The sequence below is a fragment of the Propionispora vibrioides genome (genome assembly GCF_900110485.1).
GTDB classification, from domain to species: Bacteria; Bacillota; Negativicutes; order Propionisporales; family Propionisporaceae; genus Propionispora; species Propionispora vibrioides.
The window spans coordinates 94,476-108,476 of sequence record NZ_FODY01000007.1; the positions used below are offsets into that span (position 1 = coordinate 94,476).

General features: G+C 53.7%; 11 protein-coding genes and 1 other annotated feature. Of the genes, 3 read left to right on the forward strand and 8 right to left on the reverse strand.

All coding sequences use genetic code 11. The features are described 5' to 3' along the window. Nucleotides 1-101: 101 nt before the first annotated feature. From BMW43_RS07880 to BMW43_RS07890, 3 genes are all read right to left on the reverse strand, one after another. The gene (locus tag BMW43_RS07880) at nt 102-1,484 is read right to left on the reverse strand and encodes an amino acid permease (protein WP_091745497.1); all 1,383 of its coding nucleotides are present in this window, start codon (nt 1,482-1,484) and stop codon (nt 102-104) included. Between the two features lie 468 nt (nt 1,485-1,952). Then, nucleotides 1,953-3,602: a sensor domain-containing diguanylate cyclase/phosphohydrolase gene (locus BMW43_RS07885; protein WP_091745499.1), complete on the reverse strand. Its 1,650-nt coding sequence runs from the start codon at nt 3,600-3,602 to the stop codon at nt 1,953-1,955. A gap of 18 nt (nt 3,603-3,620) precedes the next feature. Beyond that, nucleotides 3,621-4,013, reverse strand: coding sequence for a DUF1987 domain-containing protein (locus BMW43_RS07890; protein WP_091745501.1), 393 nt, complete (start codon nt 4,011-4,013; stop codon nt 3,621-3,623). A 291-nt stretch (nt 4,014-4,304) separates the two neighbouring features. Between BMW43_RS07890 and BMW43_RS07895 the strand changes: the two genes are divergently transcribed. Both BMW43_RS07895 and BMW43_RS07900 read left to right on the forward strand, forming a co-directional pair. Continuing rightward, a complete protein-coding gene (locus BMW43_RS07895) occupies nt 4,305-4,919 on the forward strand; it encodes a peptidylprolyl isomerase (protein ID WP_091745503.1) in 615 nt (204 codons plus the stop codon). Between the two features lie 155 nt (nt 4,920-5,074). Then, nucleotides 5,075-5,965, forward strand: a complete 891-nt coding sequence (locus BMW43_RS07900) for a DMT family transporter (protein ID WP_091745505.1) — start codon at nt 5,075-5,077, stop codon at nt 5,963-5,965. Between the two features lie 419 nt (nt 5,966-6,384). On the opposite strand, the gene BMW43_RS07905 is transcribed toward BMW43_RS07900, so the two are convergent. From BMW43_RS07905 to BMW43_RS07925, 5 genes are all read right to left on the reverse strand, one after another. Continuing rightward, the gene (locus BMW43_RS07905; protein ID WP_091745507.1) at nt 6,385-8,283 is read right to left on the reverse strand and encodes an ABC-F family ATP-binding cassette domain-containing protein; all 1,899 of its coding nucleotides are present in this window, start codon (nt 8,281-8,283) and stop codon (nt 6,385-6,387) included. A 5-nt stretch (nt 8,284-8,288) separates the two neighbouring features. Further along, entirely contained in the window at nt 8,289-8,732 is a 444-nt protein-coding gene (locus tag BMW43_RS07910) for a YaiI/YqxD family protein (RefSeq protein WP_091745509.1), read from the reverse strand. Beyond that, nucleotides 8,729-10,876 carry a DNA topoisomerase 3 gene (locus tag BMW43_RS07915; RefSeq protein WP_091745511.1) on the reverse strand — a complete coding sequence of 716 codons (2,148 nt, stop codon included), beginning with the start codon at nt 10,874-10,876 and terminating at the stop codon, nt 8,729-8,731. The genes BMW43_RS07910 and BMW43_RS07915 overlap by 4 nt, the downstream gene beginning before the upstream one ends. Nucleotides 10,877-11,062: 186 nt before the next feature. Continuing rightward, nucleotides 11,063-11,614, reverse strand: coding sequence for a 3'-5' exonuclease (locus tag BMW43_RS07920; RefSeq protein WP_091745513.1), 552 nt, complete (start codon nt 11,612-11,614; stop codon nt 11,063-11,065). A 456-nt stretch (nt 11,615-12,070) separates the two neighbouring features. Continuing rightward, entirely contained in the window at nt 12,071-12,754 is a 684-nt protein-coding gene (locus tag BMW43_RS07925) for a Crp/Fnr family transcriptional regulator (protein ID WP_177173505.1), read from the reverse strand. Nucleotides 12,755-12,883: 129 nt separating this feature from the next. Here BMW43_RS07925 and BMW43_RS07930 point away from each other — a divergent pair, with 129 nt between their 5' ends. Beyond that, nucleotides 12,884-13,609 carry an ATP-binding protein gene (locus tag BMW43_RS07930; protein ID WP_091745517.1) on the forward strand — a complete coding sequence of 242 codons (726 nt, stop codon included), beginning with the start codon at nt 12,884-12,886 and terminating at the stop codon, nt 13,607-13,609. A 76-nt stretch (nt 13,610-13,685) separates the two neighbouring features. Continuing rightward, nucleotides 13,686-13,917, forward strand: a binding site (T-box leader). The last annotated feature ends 84 nt before the right edge of the window (nt 13,918-14,001 follow it).

Genomic DNA, 14,001 nt, shown 5'->3' on the forward strand with positions numbered 1-14,001 from the left:
CTTTTATTATACTTGATCACCTGTATTTTAGGAAGAGACTTTTACGTTTTTGTGCTAAAAATAAAAACAAATTCCGGACTTTGTACACTAAATTGCTATTTTTAATAGTTTCGTACAGGCTCACTTTGCCGTTTGGCCTTTACCTGATAACCGATGTACAGGCAAAGCAGCCAGGCCGGTGCGATATAGAGCGAATACCGCATATCGGGAATTAAAGCCATGATGACTAAAATGGAGGCCAGAAAAGCCAGGCTGATATAGGACGAAAAGGGATACAAGGGCAGCTTGTAGGTCAGTACCACTTTTTCGGCCTCTTTTTGCTGCCGGAATTTAAGCTGTACCAACAGGATCATAGCCCAGTTGATGATAATGGCGATAGTCGCCACAGCCATTAAATACAAAAACACCCGGTCCGGATCGATATAGCTGAGTAAAACGGCAAACAGCGTAACGCCTGACGATACCAAAATGGCAGCTACCGGAACACCGGAGGTATTCAATTTGGCGAACAGCCGCGGGGCATTTCCCTGCAGGGCCAGACCGTACAACATCCGGCCATTGCTGTATAGTGCACTGTTATAGGTGGACAGGGCAGCCGTCAGCACAACTGCGTTCAACAAATGGGCTGCAGCCGGAATACCCACATGGGTAAAGATTTGCACAAAAGGGCTGCCTTGAGTCCCCATTTCATTCCAGGGGAAAATAGCCAAAATAACGGTCAACGCTCCGACGTAGAATAATAAAATCCGCCAAACCACCTGATTGATTGCCTGAGGGATGGACTTCTTCGGGTTTTCCGCTTCACCGGCGGTAATACCGATCAGTTCCACGCCGCCAAAAGAAAACATGGCCATGACCAACGATAAAATAACGCCGTAAACACCGTTAGGCAAAAAGCCGCCATGCTGCCAGAGATTACCCAGACCAATCGGCACGCCGCCGTGGCCAAAGCCGAAAACAATAATAGCTACACCAAACACAATCATGCCGACAATAGCCAGCACCTTGATAATGGCAAACCAAAACTCAAACTCGCCGAAGGCTTTCACATGAATGAGATTGATGGCGGTAATTGCCACCAGGCAGACCAGCGCCGATACCCAGATGGGGATATCCGGCAGCCAGTAATTCACATAAGTGCCGACAACGGCAAGCTCCGCCATACTGACTACAATATAGTTGAACCAGTAATTCCAGCCACCAATAAACCCGGGCAGCTCACCCCAGTATTGGTAGGCATACTGACTGAAGGAACCCGATACCGGCTGTTCCACCGACATCTCACCCAAGGCCCGCATGATAAAGAAAATAATGATGCCGCCGATTAAGTACGATACCGTAATGGCCGGTCCCGCCAGCTTGATGACTGAGGCCGAGCCGTAAAACAAGCCTGTGCCGATGGCGCCGCCCAGCGCAATCATCTGAATATGACGGTTTTTAAGACCCCGCTGAATGTTTCCTTCCTCCGCATTAGGATGGTTCATGCTTACTTCACTCCACTTCCGTTACTTTTTTCTCCCAACTTATTTACACTCAGTAAATTATACATAACTATGTCCTCTGTGTAAAGTACACAATCACCCTATTTAACGCTGTTATCCCTGTCTACTGGCGACAGACATAGAAAAACATACCGCATACACAGCCGATCCGGCGCCTATTATCTGATTTTTTCAGCCGCCCACTGTGTTCTCCCGGAAAACACAACCGTCCGGCAATCCAGTTGCTAATCCGAACCGAAAAAACATAAAAACGGGCTGATCGCGCCGCTTTCGCGCGCCCAGCCCGCCTTATTATAAGCTATAAGCATTCCATTTAGCCTGTCCCAAGGAGTTTTCTCCGTCCTGTGTCGTTATTGTCAACCGGCCTACTCCGGTATACCTCTTTCCTTGGCCTTTGCCCTACGGGAAATCTGCTCGTCATCATCCTACAGGATTAGAGCTGATACGGTACTAGATCACTTTTTTCCTCTCCCGCATAAAGCGGACAAACTGCTCGGTTAGCTGCGGATCAAACTGGCCGCCGCTGCCTGTTTCAACATGAGCCACGCCCTGCGCCCTGGTCATAACAGCGCCATAGGGACGTTCATGAGTAACGGTGTCAAATACATCGATCAGCGAAAACAACCTGGCCAGCAGGGGAATTTTATCACCCTTTATGCCATAAGGATAACCCTTGCCATCCCAGCGTTCATGAAGAGCCAAAATAACCTCGGCCAACACCGCCTCCCCGATGGCCTGCGCCATTCGGTAGCCGATATCGCTGTGGCTTTTGACCAGTTCCCATTCCTCAGTTGACAAGGTTGTCTGTTTCCCCAGTATATCCCTGGGGATGGCCACTTTGCCAATATCGTGGAGTGCCGACAGCAGCACCAGCGGTTTCATATCCGGCCCGTCCATATCCAGGCCGATATACGTGGCAAACTCAGCGGCCAACTGACACACTCTGGCGCTGTGCCCGGCTTCTTCAAAGCAACGGGTATGCAGGGTATTTTCCATACCCATGATGATTTCCCGCCGCACTGTCCGGCTTTCCAGCAGCTTATGGCTGTACATCCGGCTTTCCGCGATACCGAACAATTCGGCCAGGGTAGCAAAGCCGTCCTCCCTGGTCGCCATGCCAATGGCGGCACTCAATGGAATAGGGGTGTTCGCCCGTTGCCGGCAGGCCGTCCGGATTTTGCAGCAAACCGCTTCGCATTCCTGACTGCTTGTGAGCGGCTGTAAGATCAAGAACTCATCGCCGCCCCAGCGGACAATAATATCGGTGGAACGGCTGGACTGTTTCAACACCTCGGCCATCGCCATCAGCAGGCTGTCGCCCTCGTGATGACCGAATACGTCATTTACCAGTTTAAGCCCGTTCATATCTATCAGAATGACACTTAACGGCGAAAACTCCATCTTTTCCAGTTCGGCGCGCATCATTTCAATATAAGCCCGGTTATATAGAGTAGTCAGTTTGTCATGGTAACTGAGATACCTGATTTTTTCTTCTGCTTTCTGCTTATCGCTGATATCGGTCAATACCAGCATGATCACCTGGCGATTAATGCCGTCACAGGGCTGTAAAATCTGTTTGCATTCCACATAGACCACTTTCCGGTTGATATGAAAAACCGGTGGCAATTGCTGCAACAGCTCATTCCCTTCAGTTTCATCGACCAGAAACACCTGACTCAGCAACTCCGCCAGTTCTTCCTGCTCGCCCTCGGGGTCCAGCAGCTCGACAATACCGGCACCGTTGATCTTACCGCCAAAAATACGGAGACATTCCGCACTGTAATACCGGTTTACCCGTAAGTCCGCTCCGAAAGTCAAAAAACCCTGGTTGGCATGATCCAGCAAATTTTGCATATCATGCTGGTACTGCTGCAAAAATTTCCCCTGCGTATCACTGATCCGAAACGTTTTACGGGTCATTTGCAGCAGCCGCCGGTAATTCTCGGCCAGTTCACGGTAACGGGGCAAGAGCGCATTGTCCGCATAGCGGGGATCAACCAAGTCACTCATCGTCTGGAGCAAAACCTGCTGCTCATTCCCAAACAGTTCTTCATCTTTTATCGTCCAGCTTACCTTATTGATCTTATTGGTAGTATTCATACTTCTCACCTTCTGACCTCATACGTCTTCCTCCAGCGGAATCAGACGGAAAGGCAGTTCCAAATCTTCCTGAAACTTCACCGCACATTCCTGCGCTACTTCGTTATCCCTGTCATAATACCACTGGACGACAACCTGCTTGCCTGACCGATACGCCGCCGCCAGCTTCTCCAAGAGCAGCAGGATGCACTTGGTACTGCCGGCATTGATATAAGGTATCTGGAAATAAAGCTCCAGCAGCATGGAACTTTCACACCCCGCTAAATATTCGTCCAGCCACTGAAAAACGGGCCCATAAAAGGCAAACGCATTATCCGGATAAGATTGTCCAATTATTTTCAGCCTATGCCGATCCTGTTCAAACAAAATCCCTGGCGTAGAACTGGTTTGCTCAATATGTAATGGCTTCATAATATCCTGGTTTCTCCTTTTATATTTACAAAGAATACCTTTTCGCCAGTCTTCACCCTATTCCCTTCCTATCGTCGTTTTCCGGTACGGTTTTGGCAAGAAATAATTTTTTAAACCCCGCATCGTCTGGCTGATGACCCGCTTCGACTTGACACACCCGCCGTCTTGGCTTTATTCTAAGGAAACAGAGTTCTTTTTCAAGAACCGCACTGACAAAAACCGCATTCCGCCTGTGATTGTCACGGATCTATCCCGTCCATCCATGGCGAACAACAAAGGAGAAGATATCCGATGACCACCTCGTTTCGTACTGTGCTTTGCACCGGCCTGCTGTTGGTGCTATTAACCGGCTTAGGCTGCTCCCAACAGGCGCCGGCCAAACCGGCTGAACCGGCCCGGGAAACGCAGCAGGCGCAAAGCGCCGATGTCAAAAACCGGACTGCCGTCTTTGAAACCTCCAAGGGCACCTTTAAGGTTGAACTGTTTGACGATAAAGCGCCCAAAACGGCCGGTAATTTTGCCACCCTGGCGCAAAAGGGCTTCTATAACGGTCTGATTTTCCACCGCGTTATCGATAACTTCATGATCCAGTCCGGTGATCCCAACGGTAATGGCACCGGCGGTCCCGGCTACACCATTCCCGATGAATTCAGCCCTGACTTAAAGCATGACAAGGCCGGCATTCTCTCCATGGCCAACCGTGGTCCCAACACAGGAGGCTCGCAGTTTTTCATCACCCTCGATGCCACGCCCTGGCTGGACAATAAGCATGCCGTCTTCGGCCGGGTAACGGAAGGCATGGATGTGGTGAAAGCCATTGGCAAAGTCAAAACCGGCGCCCAGGATAAACCATTGGAAGATGTGGTAATCAAAAAAATAACGATAGTGCTTCCGCCGGCGGAATGATGGAGTATGGCACCGAGAATTTTTTTCAGCAGGCAAGGCGGAGGAAGCGCACATATCGCACATATGTAAGCCGACGACAACGAAGTCTGCTGGAAAAAAGGCCGGTGATATACGGTCTTTCGCCGGAGGAAACCCTAGGATAGGAATGTTCCATTATGAAAAGAACCAAAGCCAACCTGCTGCTGCTCTTAACCTCCGCCATTTGGGGCTTTGCTTTTGTGGCCCAGCAAGTGGGCATGGACCACATTGGTCCCTTTACTTTTACCGCCGTACGGTTTGCGTTGGGCAGCGCCTCACTCATTCCGCTGATTCTCTATTTTAAGAAAACCGAAAAGCCCGCACCGGCGGCCACTGCCAATACCACCTATGTCGGTCTGGCAGCCGGCTGCATCCTGTTCTGCGGCGCTTCGCTGCAGCAGGTGGGCCTGCTGTACACCACGGCAGGCAAGGCCGCCTTCATCACCGGCCTTTATACCGTACTGGTGCCAATTGCCGGCATCTTTTTAAAGCAACGTACCAGCCTCATTACCTGGCTCAGTTCGCTGCTGGCCGTCACCGGGCTGTTTTTCCTGTGTGTTAAGGAAAATCTCACGCTGTCTTACGGTGACCTGCTGGAGCTGGTCGGGGCTTTCTTCTGGACGGCTCACATTATCCTGATCGATCACTTCTCCCATAAGGTGGACAGTCTCAAGCTGGCTTCGGTTCAGTTCGCCACCTGTTCGGTTTTAAGCCTGACCGCCGCCCTGGCTTTAGAGACCATCACGCTTGACGGCATCCGGCTGGCCGGCATTCCCATCCTGTACGGTGGTCTGGCCTCGGTGGGCATTGCTTACACCCTGCAGATCATCGGCCAGAAATATGCCTCGCCAACCCACGCTTCCATCATTCTCAGCCTGGAAACGGTGTTTGCCGCCATCGGCGGTTATCTGTTTCTCCAGGAAATCCTGGGTGTACGGGAACTTTGGGGCTGCCTCTTAATGCTGAGCGGTATGCTGCTCTCGCAGCTAAAAGGAACAGCCCCTCACGACAACAAGACGGCTGCCTGACAGGCCACGCTGAAGAGGCCGTTGCGCTAAGAAAGCGCAACGGCCTTATTTTTTTTGGTTCCGGTTTGGCCTTTTCCGGAAAAATACATTCCGCAGGATGAAAAATTGCCAGCTTACGTTAAGAAATCCGCCTGTGCCCTTTGGGTAGTTGTTTGAGCGAAGCGAGTTTACGGATTTTAGTAAGCTGGCAATTTTTCACATGATCAGAAAGCATAGACTTTCTGATCATAAGTAAGAACGACTAAGGCTTCTGTCTTCGTCCTTAGGGACTCGACACAAGCCAAGTCTTTTCTTAAGTATTTTGGAGGACAGGCCTAGCCTTTTGGGTCCCTTTGTGGCAATGACAAAGGGACAACAAGCTTTTTCTCCACACATACGGACTGTTTAAATAAACAAAATTATTTTGCGACAGCAGCCTATTACTTTTTCTGAACCGCTTCCGCCAGTTCATTTAAATAGGTCCACCGATCCAAGAGTTCGCTTAAGCGGGCATTGGTCTGCTCCTGCAACGCCACCAACTCCTGCAGGCGGGTGAAATCACTGCCACCGACGGCTATCTGCCCGTTGATGAGCGCCAACTCCGCCTCCACGCCGGCAATGACCGTTTCAATCTCCTCATACTCCCGCTGCTCCTTAAAGGACAGCTTGCGGGGCCGTACACTGTCCTTCACCGCAGCGGCCGGCTCCGGCACTGGCGGCTTGTTCTTGGGTATTTCCTCCTGTTCGCGGGCCGCTGCGGCATAATCACTGTAACCGCCGATATAGGGTTTGATGCGGCCTTCTCCCTCGAAAGCGAAGATTTTATCCGTCACCCGGTCCAGAAAATACCGGTCATGAGATACGGTGATCACAGCACCGGGAAAATCATCCAGGTAATCTTCCAGGACGGTCAGCGTCTGAATATCCAGATCGTTGGTCGGTTCATCAAGCAAGAGGACATTGGGCGCTTCCATCAGCACCCGCAGCAGGTAGAGACGCCGCCGTTCACCGCCGGACAACCGGCCGACAGGCAGCCACTGCAGGGCCGGTGGGAATAAAAACCGCTCCAGCATCTGGGCTGCCGTAATGTGGCCGCCGTCGGCTGTCGGCAGAATATGCCCGGCTTCCTTGATGTAGTCAATCACCCGCAGGTTTTCATCCATCTCCCGGCCTTCCTGCGAAAAATAGCCGATTTTAACGGTTTGACCGATGTCCACACTGCCGGCGTCAGGCAGCAATTGGCCGGCAATGATATTGAGCAGGGTGCTCTTGCCGCTGCCGTTAGGCCCGACAATCCCCACCCGGTCCTGTTTCAGGACAATGTAACTGAAATCCCTGATACACGTGCGCCCGTCAAAGCCTTTGGTTACTTCCTGCAGCTCAATAATCTTCCGCCCCAGCCGGCTGGATACGGCGCTGATTTCCAGCTTGCCGGCAGCCTCGTCCGGTTTGTCGTTCTGCAGGGTTTCAAACCGTTCAATCCGGGCCTTCTGCTTGGTACTGCGCGCCCTGGCGCCCCGGCTGATCCAGGCCAGTTCCTGCCGGAGCAGGTTCTGCCGTTTCCGTTCGGACGCTTCGGCCAGTTCCTCCCGTTCGGCTTTCTTCTCTAAAAACAGGCTGTAATTGCCGCTATAGCTGTACAGCCGTCCTTTATCCAGTTCAATAATCCGATTAGCCACACGGTCAAGAAAATACCGGTCATGAGTGACCATGATCAGTGCACCTTTGCGCTTTTGCAGATACTCCTCCAGCCAGGACACTGTCGCGTTGTCGATATGGTTGGTCGGCTCATCCAGGATGAGCACATCGGCTGGTGTGATCAGCGCCCCGGCCAGGGCAATCCGTTTGCGCTGGCCACCGGACAGCGTACTGACGAGACCGGTAAACTCCTGGATACCCAGCTTGGTTAAAATACTCTTGGCTTCGCTTTCCAGTTGCCACGCATGGTGAGCGTCCATTTGCTGCGACAGGGCAATCAGCCGCTGGGCGGCCGCGGCATCGCCCGGCCGCTCCTGACTGGCCAGCAGCGCCGCTTCATACTCCCGCAGCAGCCGCATAACCGGTGAATCGCCCTTAAACACCTGCTCCAGAACGGTGGCTGTTTCATCAAAGTCAGGGTTTTGCGGCAAGTATTCCAAATGGATGCCGCCGCCCCTGACAATCCGGCCGCTGTCAGCCTGTTCCCGTCCGGCGATAGTTTTTAAGAAGGTGGATTTCCCCGTGCCATTAACACCGATCAGCCCGATCTTATCGCCCTCATCCACACCAAAGGTAACCTGTTCAAACAGCATTCTCACGCCATAGCTTTTCGCCAATTCTTCGACTGATAAAAGATTCATCGTTTCTACCCTTTTCCTTTTCTTTGCAAAATCCGCTCCAGGGTGGCGGCAAATGCCCGGTCATCCTCACCGGTACGCGGCCGGGGGCCTTTGGTCCGGCCGCCGCCGCGGCGAAACCGGGCCTTCATTTCCCGTTCCTCCAGCAAAAAATCCATCGTTTCCGGCAGATATTCACGGCCTGACGGACTAAAGCAGTAAGCCTGTTTCCCTAAAATCATCGCGGCCAGTCCCCAGTCCTGAGTGATCACCACATCGCCGGCACCGGTCAGGTTGACGATCTTTACATCAGCCTCCTGTGCCGCATTGCCGACCACAATATGGTGATCGGAAACAATCTGATGGTTAAAACTGGCCACCGTCCAGACTGGGCACTGGTATTGCCGGCCCAGGTCCAGACAGCATTGCAGCGCGGCTTTGGGGCAGGCGTCGGCGTCAATGATAAGCTTCATGATGCCCCTCCCCGCTGCGCCGGGACAGGCGGCAAAGCCGGCGCACCGGCCTGGTCGTTAAAAGTCGCCCGGCAGGTCGGAAAGGCCGTACAACCCCAAAAAGGTCCGTTCCGGCCGTTCTTAAGCTGCAAGGCTCCCTGCTGACAGCGCGGACAGCGGTATTTGGGCAGCTGCGGCACCCCATCCAGATCATCACAGGAAGCCTTGCACACCGGATAGCGCGAACAGCCCCAGAACTTACCGTTGCGGCCTTGCCTGAGCTGCAGCGCCCCCTTGCCGCACTGGGGACAGGGATGCTCCCCTTGCACAGGCAGCGAAGCGGCCAGCGCCGTCCGGCAAATTTCTCGGGTAAAGTCGATTTGCTGACGGATAAACTCCTCCAGGCTGGCCTCGCCGTCGGTCATCAATTGCAGCTGGCTTTCCCAGTGGGCCGTCGAATCAGGGTAGGTCAAGGTATCGGGCAACGCGTCAATCAAAAGATAGGCAGGCTCGGTAGGCACCAGATACTTCTTGCGGCCTTCCTCCCGGATAAAGCCGCGCTGCACCAGTTCCTTGATCATCGTGGCCCGGGTCGCCTCGGTGCCAATGCCGCTGACATCTTTGAGCTGCTTTTTCAGGTCCGGGTTCTTGACGTATTTATGAATTTCCTTCATGGCTGCCAGCAGCGTAGCCGCCGTAAACCGCAGCGGCGGCCGGGTGGTTTTCTTATCAGCCGTTACCTTGAGACAGGTGGCGGCATCACCCTCCGTCATTGCCGGCAGAATGCCTTCTTCCTCGTCCTTCTTATCATCCGGCTCAGCGGCATACAGCTCCTTCCAGCCAAGCTCGCGGACAACGCGGCCGCCGGCCGTGAAGATCTCCTGCTCATGGACCACATCCACCTTGGTCTGACTGTAGGTATGGATAGGATAAAACTGGGCCACATAGGCCTGGGCAACCAAAAAGTAAATATGTTTTTCCATCTCGCTCAGTTTAGCGAACGAACAGCGTTCCACCGTAGGAATAATGGCATGGTGGGCGGTGATTTTTTTATCGTTCCAGGCCCGGCTCGTGATGGAGTGGTCGGCCTTTGCCGACCACGCCGCCAGTTCGTCCTGCTCCAGCGCCGCCAGGTTAGCCAGAATGGCCGCTGCATCGTCCCGCTGGGATTCGGGTAAATAGTCACAGTCCGAACGGGGATAACTTGTCAGTTTTTTCTCATACAGCTTCTGTGCCGTATCCAGCACATGCTGCGGATTGTAACCGTAGCGCTTGCCTGCCAGCACCTGGAGGGCCGACAGCGATAGCGGCAGCCGCTGGGGCTCCCGTTTATCCGTCGTCTCGCAGGTGGCAATGACCGCCGTGGCCTGGCTGTCCTTCAGACGTGCCAGCAGCTCTTCCATAACGGCCTTGTCGGCCAGACGCCCTTCGCTGTCCAGTCCGGCCTGTCCCTCCCGCGGTTTCCAATAGGCGGTAAAGTTGCCGTTAGCATGGGCAAAATCAGCCTTCACCGTAAAATAGTTCTCCTGCTTAAAATCGGCGATTTCCCGTTCCCGGCGCACCACCAGGGCCAGCGTCGGGGTTTTCACCCGGCCGACCGGCAGCGTGATGCGGTGACCGGCCTGCTGGGCGGCCAGCGTATAAGCCCGTGACACATTCATACCAATCAGCCAGTCGGCTCGTGAACGGGCCAGGGCCGACTGTTTCAGATTAAAAAAGTCCTGATTTTCCCGCAAATGCCCGATGGCCTGGCGGATGCTTTTTTCATCCAGGGCCTGCAGTAAAATCCTTTTAACCGGCTTGCGGTTATCCACATAGTCCAGCACCTCGTCAATTAGGAGCTGCCCCTCCCTGTCGGGGTCACCGGCATGAACAATCTCGGCAGCTTCGTCAATCAGCCGCCGGACAATCTCAAATTGTTTTTTTGACGATTCGGCAATAATCAGCTTCCATTCGTCCGGGATGATCGGCAAATCCTCCATCCGCCATTTTTCATATTTGGCATCGTACTCATCGGGTTCCGCCTGCCGCAGGATGTGGCCAAAACCCCAGGTTACCACACCGTCGCCGGTTACGATATAACCGTCCCGGCGACTCAACGGCCCTGGCAGGCATTTGGCAATCTCCGCTCCCATACTGGGCTTTTCGGCAATATATAACTTCATACTGTCTCCTTTTTTCCATTCCGGCGGCCTGCCGCCCGAACGGCCTGTTACGCGGACCCAGTACCGTGCAACCACTAATCCCATACTATTCTGGCGGAATATTTCTGCCTATGTATGGTTTTAGAGGTTACGCGATACCAGCCGCTCCTGAACCACGGCTGTATTCATGTCACAGCAGCAATTCCACTAAAATTCTCTGACCTTAACCTGCAATAGTTCGGCCAGGTGCAAGAAATCCTGCGCCGCCGTTTCCTGTCCGGCCCGCAAGGCCAGCACGGCGCAGGTCCGCGCATCGTGCAGGGCATTATGATGCTCAAAGTCAATGGAAAACCGGCTGGCCAGCGTGGACAGTTTATAATTATCCAGTCCTGCCCAGGCCTTTTGGGCGATCTCCACGGTACAGGCATACCGAAAGGACGGCTTGGGCAGCTTGTACACCGCCAGTATACTGCGCAGCACCCCTATGTCAAAGGCGGCATTATGGGCGATGACAATTTTATTATCCAAATGAGGTCTGATCCGGTCCCATAGCTCGGCAAAGGTGGCTTTATCGGCCACATCAGCCGCCGTAATACCGTGAATCCGGGTATTCCAATAGTCAAATCTAAGCTCCGGCGGCCGGATCAGCGAATAGGCCGACCGGACAATCCGCCCCTCTTCCACCGTGACGGCTGCCATACTGCAGACGCTGGAACGGCTGCGGTTAGCAGTTTCAAAGTCAATGGCTACATAGTTCATACTATTACACACCGGTACCTTGTCCTGGTTAAAGGTCCAGGTTAGCTTACTGTACCGCCAACTCCTATATAAAAATGATTCTTTATATATTCGCTTTTTGGGAGCCACATCCTGCTAAGCGTCCCTGACGCTCATTCGGGCCTCAGGGAACCGCTGATTTAATGAGCCTGCCAGCCTGGTGAGAGATTTTTTCGGCTGGCAAGGAAGTAAACCGCAGGAATAGCGGCCCCTATTTCAAGGTTTTGCTGACGTAGCCAGCCGGAAAAAGATCCGTTAGTGGTTCACCAACTTTGAAAGTGCAAATTAATTTACGGGAATTTTTTCGTAAGGCAAGGCGGAGGAGACGCACCTATCGAACATAGGTAAGTCGACGACAACGAAGGCTTGCGAAAAATAGGCCGTCAGTATTCACAGGTTTAGGGTTGATGAGGTACTAGACTGCGCGGTGTGAATAAATCAGGGGTTCCTTAAGCCGGCCAGATTCTTAAGCTTGACCGAGGAACGGTAAAACTCCAGCAGCCCCTCGTCGCGCATGCGGCCCAATTCACGGGACAGGGCGGTACGGGACACCTGAAGGAAATCAGCCAGTTCGCCTCGGTTATGGGGCAGCGTAAAGGATAGTTTGCCGCTATGGCGCTGCTGCTCCAGAAGATAGGCCGTCAGCCTGGCTCGCAGGCTTCTCATGGACAAATACTCAACCTTACGGTGCAACAGCAACGCCCGCTCCGAAATAATCAGCAACAGGTTTTGCAAAAGCTGCGTGCCGGCCCGGTCATCGACCGCACAGCCCTGTAACAGCCGTTCCGGCGGCAAAAAGGCGACGGCACAGTCGCTCTGCGCCACCACGGTTGCCGGCCAGCGCCGCTCCCGGGAAAAGGCCGCCATTTCGCCAAACAAATCTCCCGCCGACAGCGCCGCCATGATCACCCGGTCCCCGGCCACCGTTTCTTTAAGCACCTGGGCCTGCCCGGTTATCAATACACCGATGCCTGCCATCGGCTCACCGGCTGCCGTCACATAGGCCCCCTTGGCATAGCTGAGGACCGCAGGCTGTAAAAAGGCCAGCATATCCGGCAGCGCCGCGGCGGGCACAGCACGAAACAGCGCCGAACCGGCCAATACTTCCCAACGCTTATCCATTCTCATACCCTCATGTTGGTAGCCATGGCTACCGACTTTTTCTTTTTATTATATTACAATCAAGGTAATAACGACAGTGGTGGTTTGTTTACCTGATCAATGAACCACTGTATAACAGGAGGAATCATCATGCTGCGAAAAATTATTCACATAGAAGAATCACGTTGTAACGGCTGCGGCCTCTGCATTGACGCCTGCCATGAGGGAGCGCTGCGGCTGATTAACGGCAAAGCCCGTTTGATCTCCGACGCCTATTGCGACGGTCTGGGGGCCTGCCTGCCGGAATGCCCCACCGGGGCCATCCGTATCGAAGAACGGGAGTCTGTTCCCTTCGATGAAGAGCTGGTTAACAAACACTTGGCCGCCAAAAACCACTCCTTGCCACCGGCTTCGGGCTGTCCCGGCAGCCGTTCCCGGCTGCTCCAGGCGGAATCTGCCGCCGGTCCGTCGCCGGCGGCCGGTCAGCCGGTTCCCTCGGCTTTGCGCCAGTGGCCCTGTCAGCTCCAGTTGATTTCCGTTCAGGCCCCCTACTTTACGGATGCCGACCTGCTCGTCGCCGCCGATTGTACCGCTTACGCCTACGCCAACCTGCATGCCGATTTTATGACCGGCAAGGTCACGCTGATCGGCTGTCCCAAACTGGATCACGCAGCCTACGCCGACAAGCTGACCGCTATCTTACAGCTGCATTCGGTCCGCAGCCTGACCCTCCTGCGTATGGAGGTTCCCTGCTGCGGCGGTCTGGCCCAGGCCGCAGAAGAGGCGGTGGCAGCCTGCGGCAAAGCCATTCCGCTGCGCCTTGTGACCATCGGCATCGACGGTCATGTACTGGCCGACTCCGCTGCTACCATCTGACCGGACAGGAGTCCCGTTTAAAAGCCTATTGACAGGCAGCCGCTCATCCATTACACTTAAGCCATAGCAAGAATATACCATGGCGATGAACGGGAATAGTAGAAGTGTGAAAGGGTTTCAGAGAGCCGGAGGTTGGTGCGATCCGGTACATTTCAGACTTTGAACTCGCCTGTGAGCTGCAGCCCGATGACTAGGTAGGGTGTGCCGGAGTTCCACCGTTACAGGGATAGATGGTGTTGGCCGTCGAACAAGCGGGTTCTTTATTGAACCAATTAGAGTGGTACCACGAGTTTACCCCCGTCTCTATCTATATAGAGACGGGGTTTTTTAGTTGTCCGCCGCCGGCAGCGGATAACGACAGTCCATACAGGAACCAAACAGGCTATTTAAAA

What these genes read in the sequence shown, in the direction of transcription:
- BMW43_RS07925 (WP_177173505.1), bottom strand. Translation starts at nt 12,754, where the DNA reads ATGGATAAGCGTTGGGAAGTATTGGCCGGTTCGGCGCTGTTTCGTGCT.
- BMW43_RS07900 (WP_091745505.1), top strand. Translation starts at nt 5,075, where the DNA reads ATGAAAAGAACCAAAGCCAACCTGCTGCTGCTCTTAACCTCCGCCATT.
- BMW43_RS07885 (WP_091745499.1), bottom strand. Translation starts at nt 3,602, where the DNA reads ATGAATACTACCAATAAGATCAATAAGGTAAGCTGGACGATAAAAGAT.
- BMW43_RS07910 (WP_091745509.1), bottom strand. Translation starts at nt 8,732, where the DNA reads ATGAAGCTTATCATTGACGCCGACGCCTGCCCCAAAGCCGCGCTGCAA.
- BMW43_RS07920 (WP_091745513.1), bottom strand. Translation starts at nt 11,614, where the DNA reads ATGAACTATGTAGCCATTGACTTTGAAACTGCTAACCGCAGCCGTTCC.
- BMW43_RS07880 (WP_091745497.1), bottom strand. Translation starts at nt 1,484, where the DNA reads ATGAACCATCCTAATGCGGAGGAAGGAAACATTCAGCGGGGTCTTAAA.
- BMW43_RS07890 (WP_091745501.1), bottom strand. Translation starts at nt 4,013, where the DNA reads ATGAAGCCATTACATATTGAGCAAACCAGTTCTACGCCAGGGATTTTG.
- BMW43_RS07905 (WP_091745507.1), bottom strand. Translation starts at nt 8,283, where the DNA reads ATGAATCTTTTATCAGTCGAAGAATTGGCGAAAAGCTATGGCGTGAGA.
- BMW43_RS07930 (WP_091745517.1), top strand. Translation starts at nt 12,884, where the DNA reads ATGCTGCGAAAAATTATTCACATAGAAGAATCACGTTGTAACGGCTGC.
- BMW43_RS07895 (WP_091745503.1), top strand. Translation starts at nt 4,305, where the DNA reads ATGACCACCTCGTTTCGTACTGTGCTTTGCACCGGCCTGCTGTTGGTG.
- BMW43_RS07915 (WP_091745511.1), bottom strand. Translation starts at nt 10,876, where the DNA reads ATGAAGTTATATATTGCCGAAAAGCCCAGTATGGGAGCGGAGATTGCC.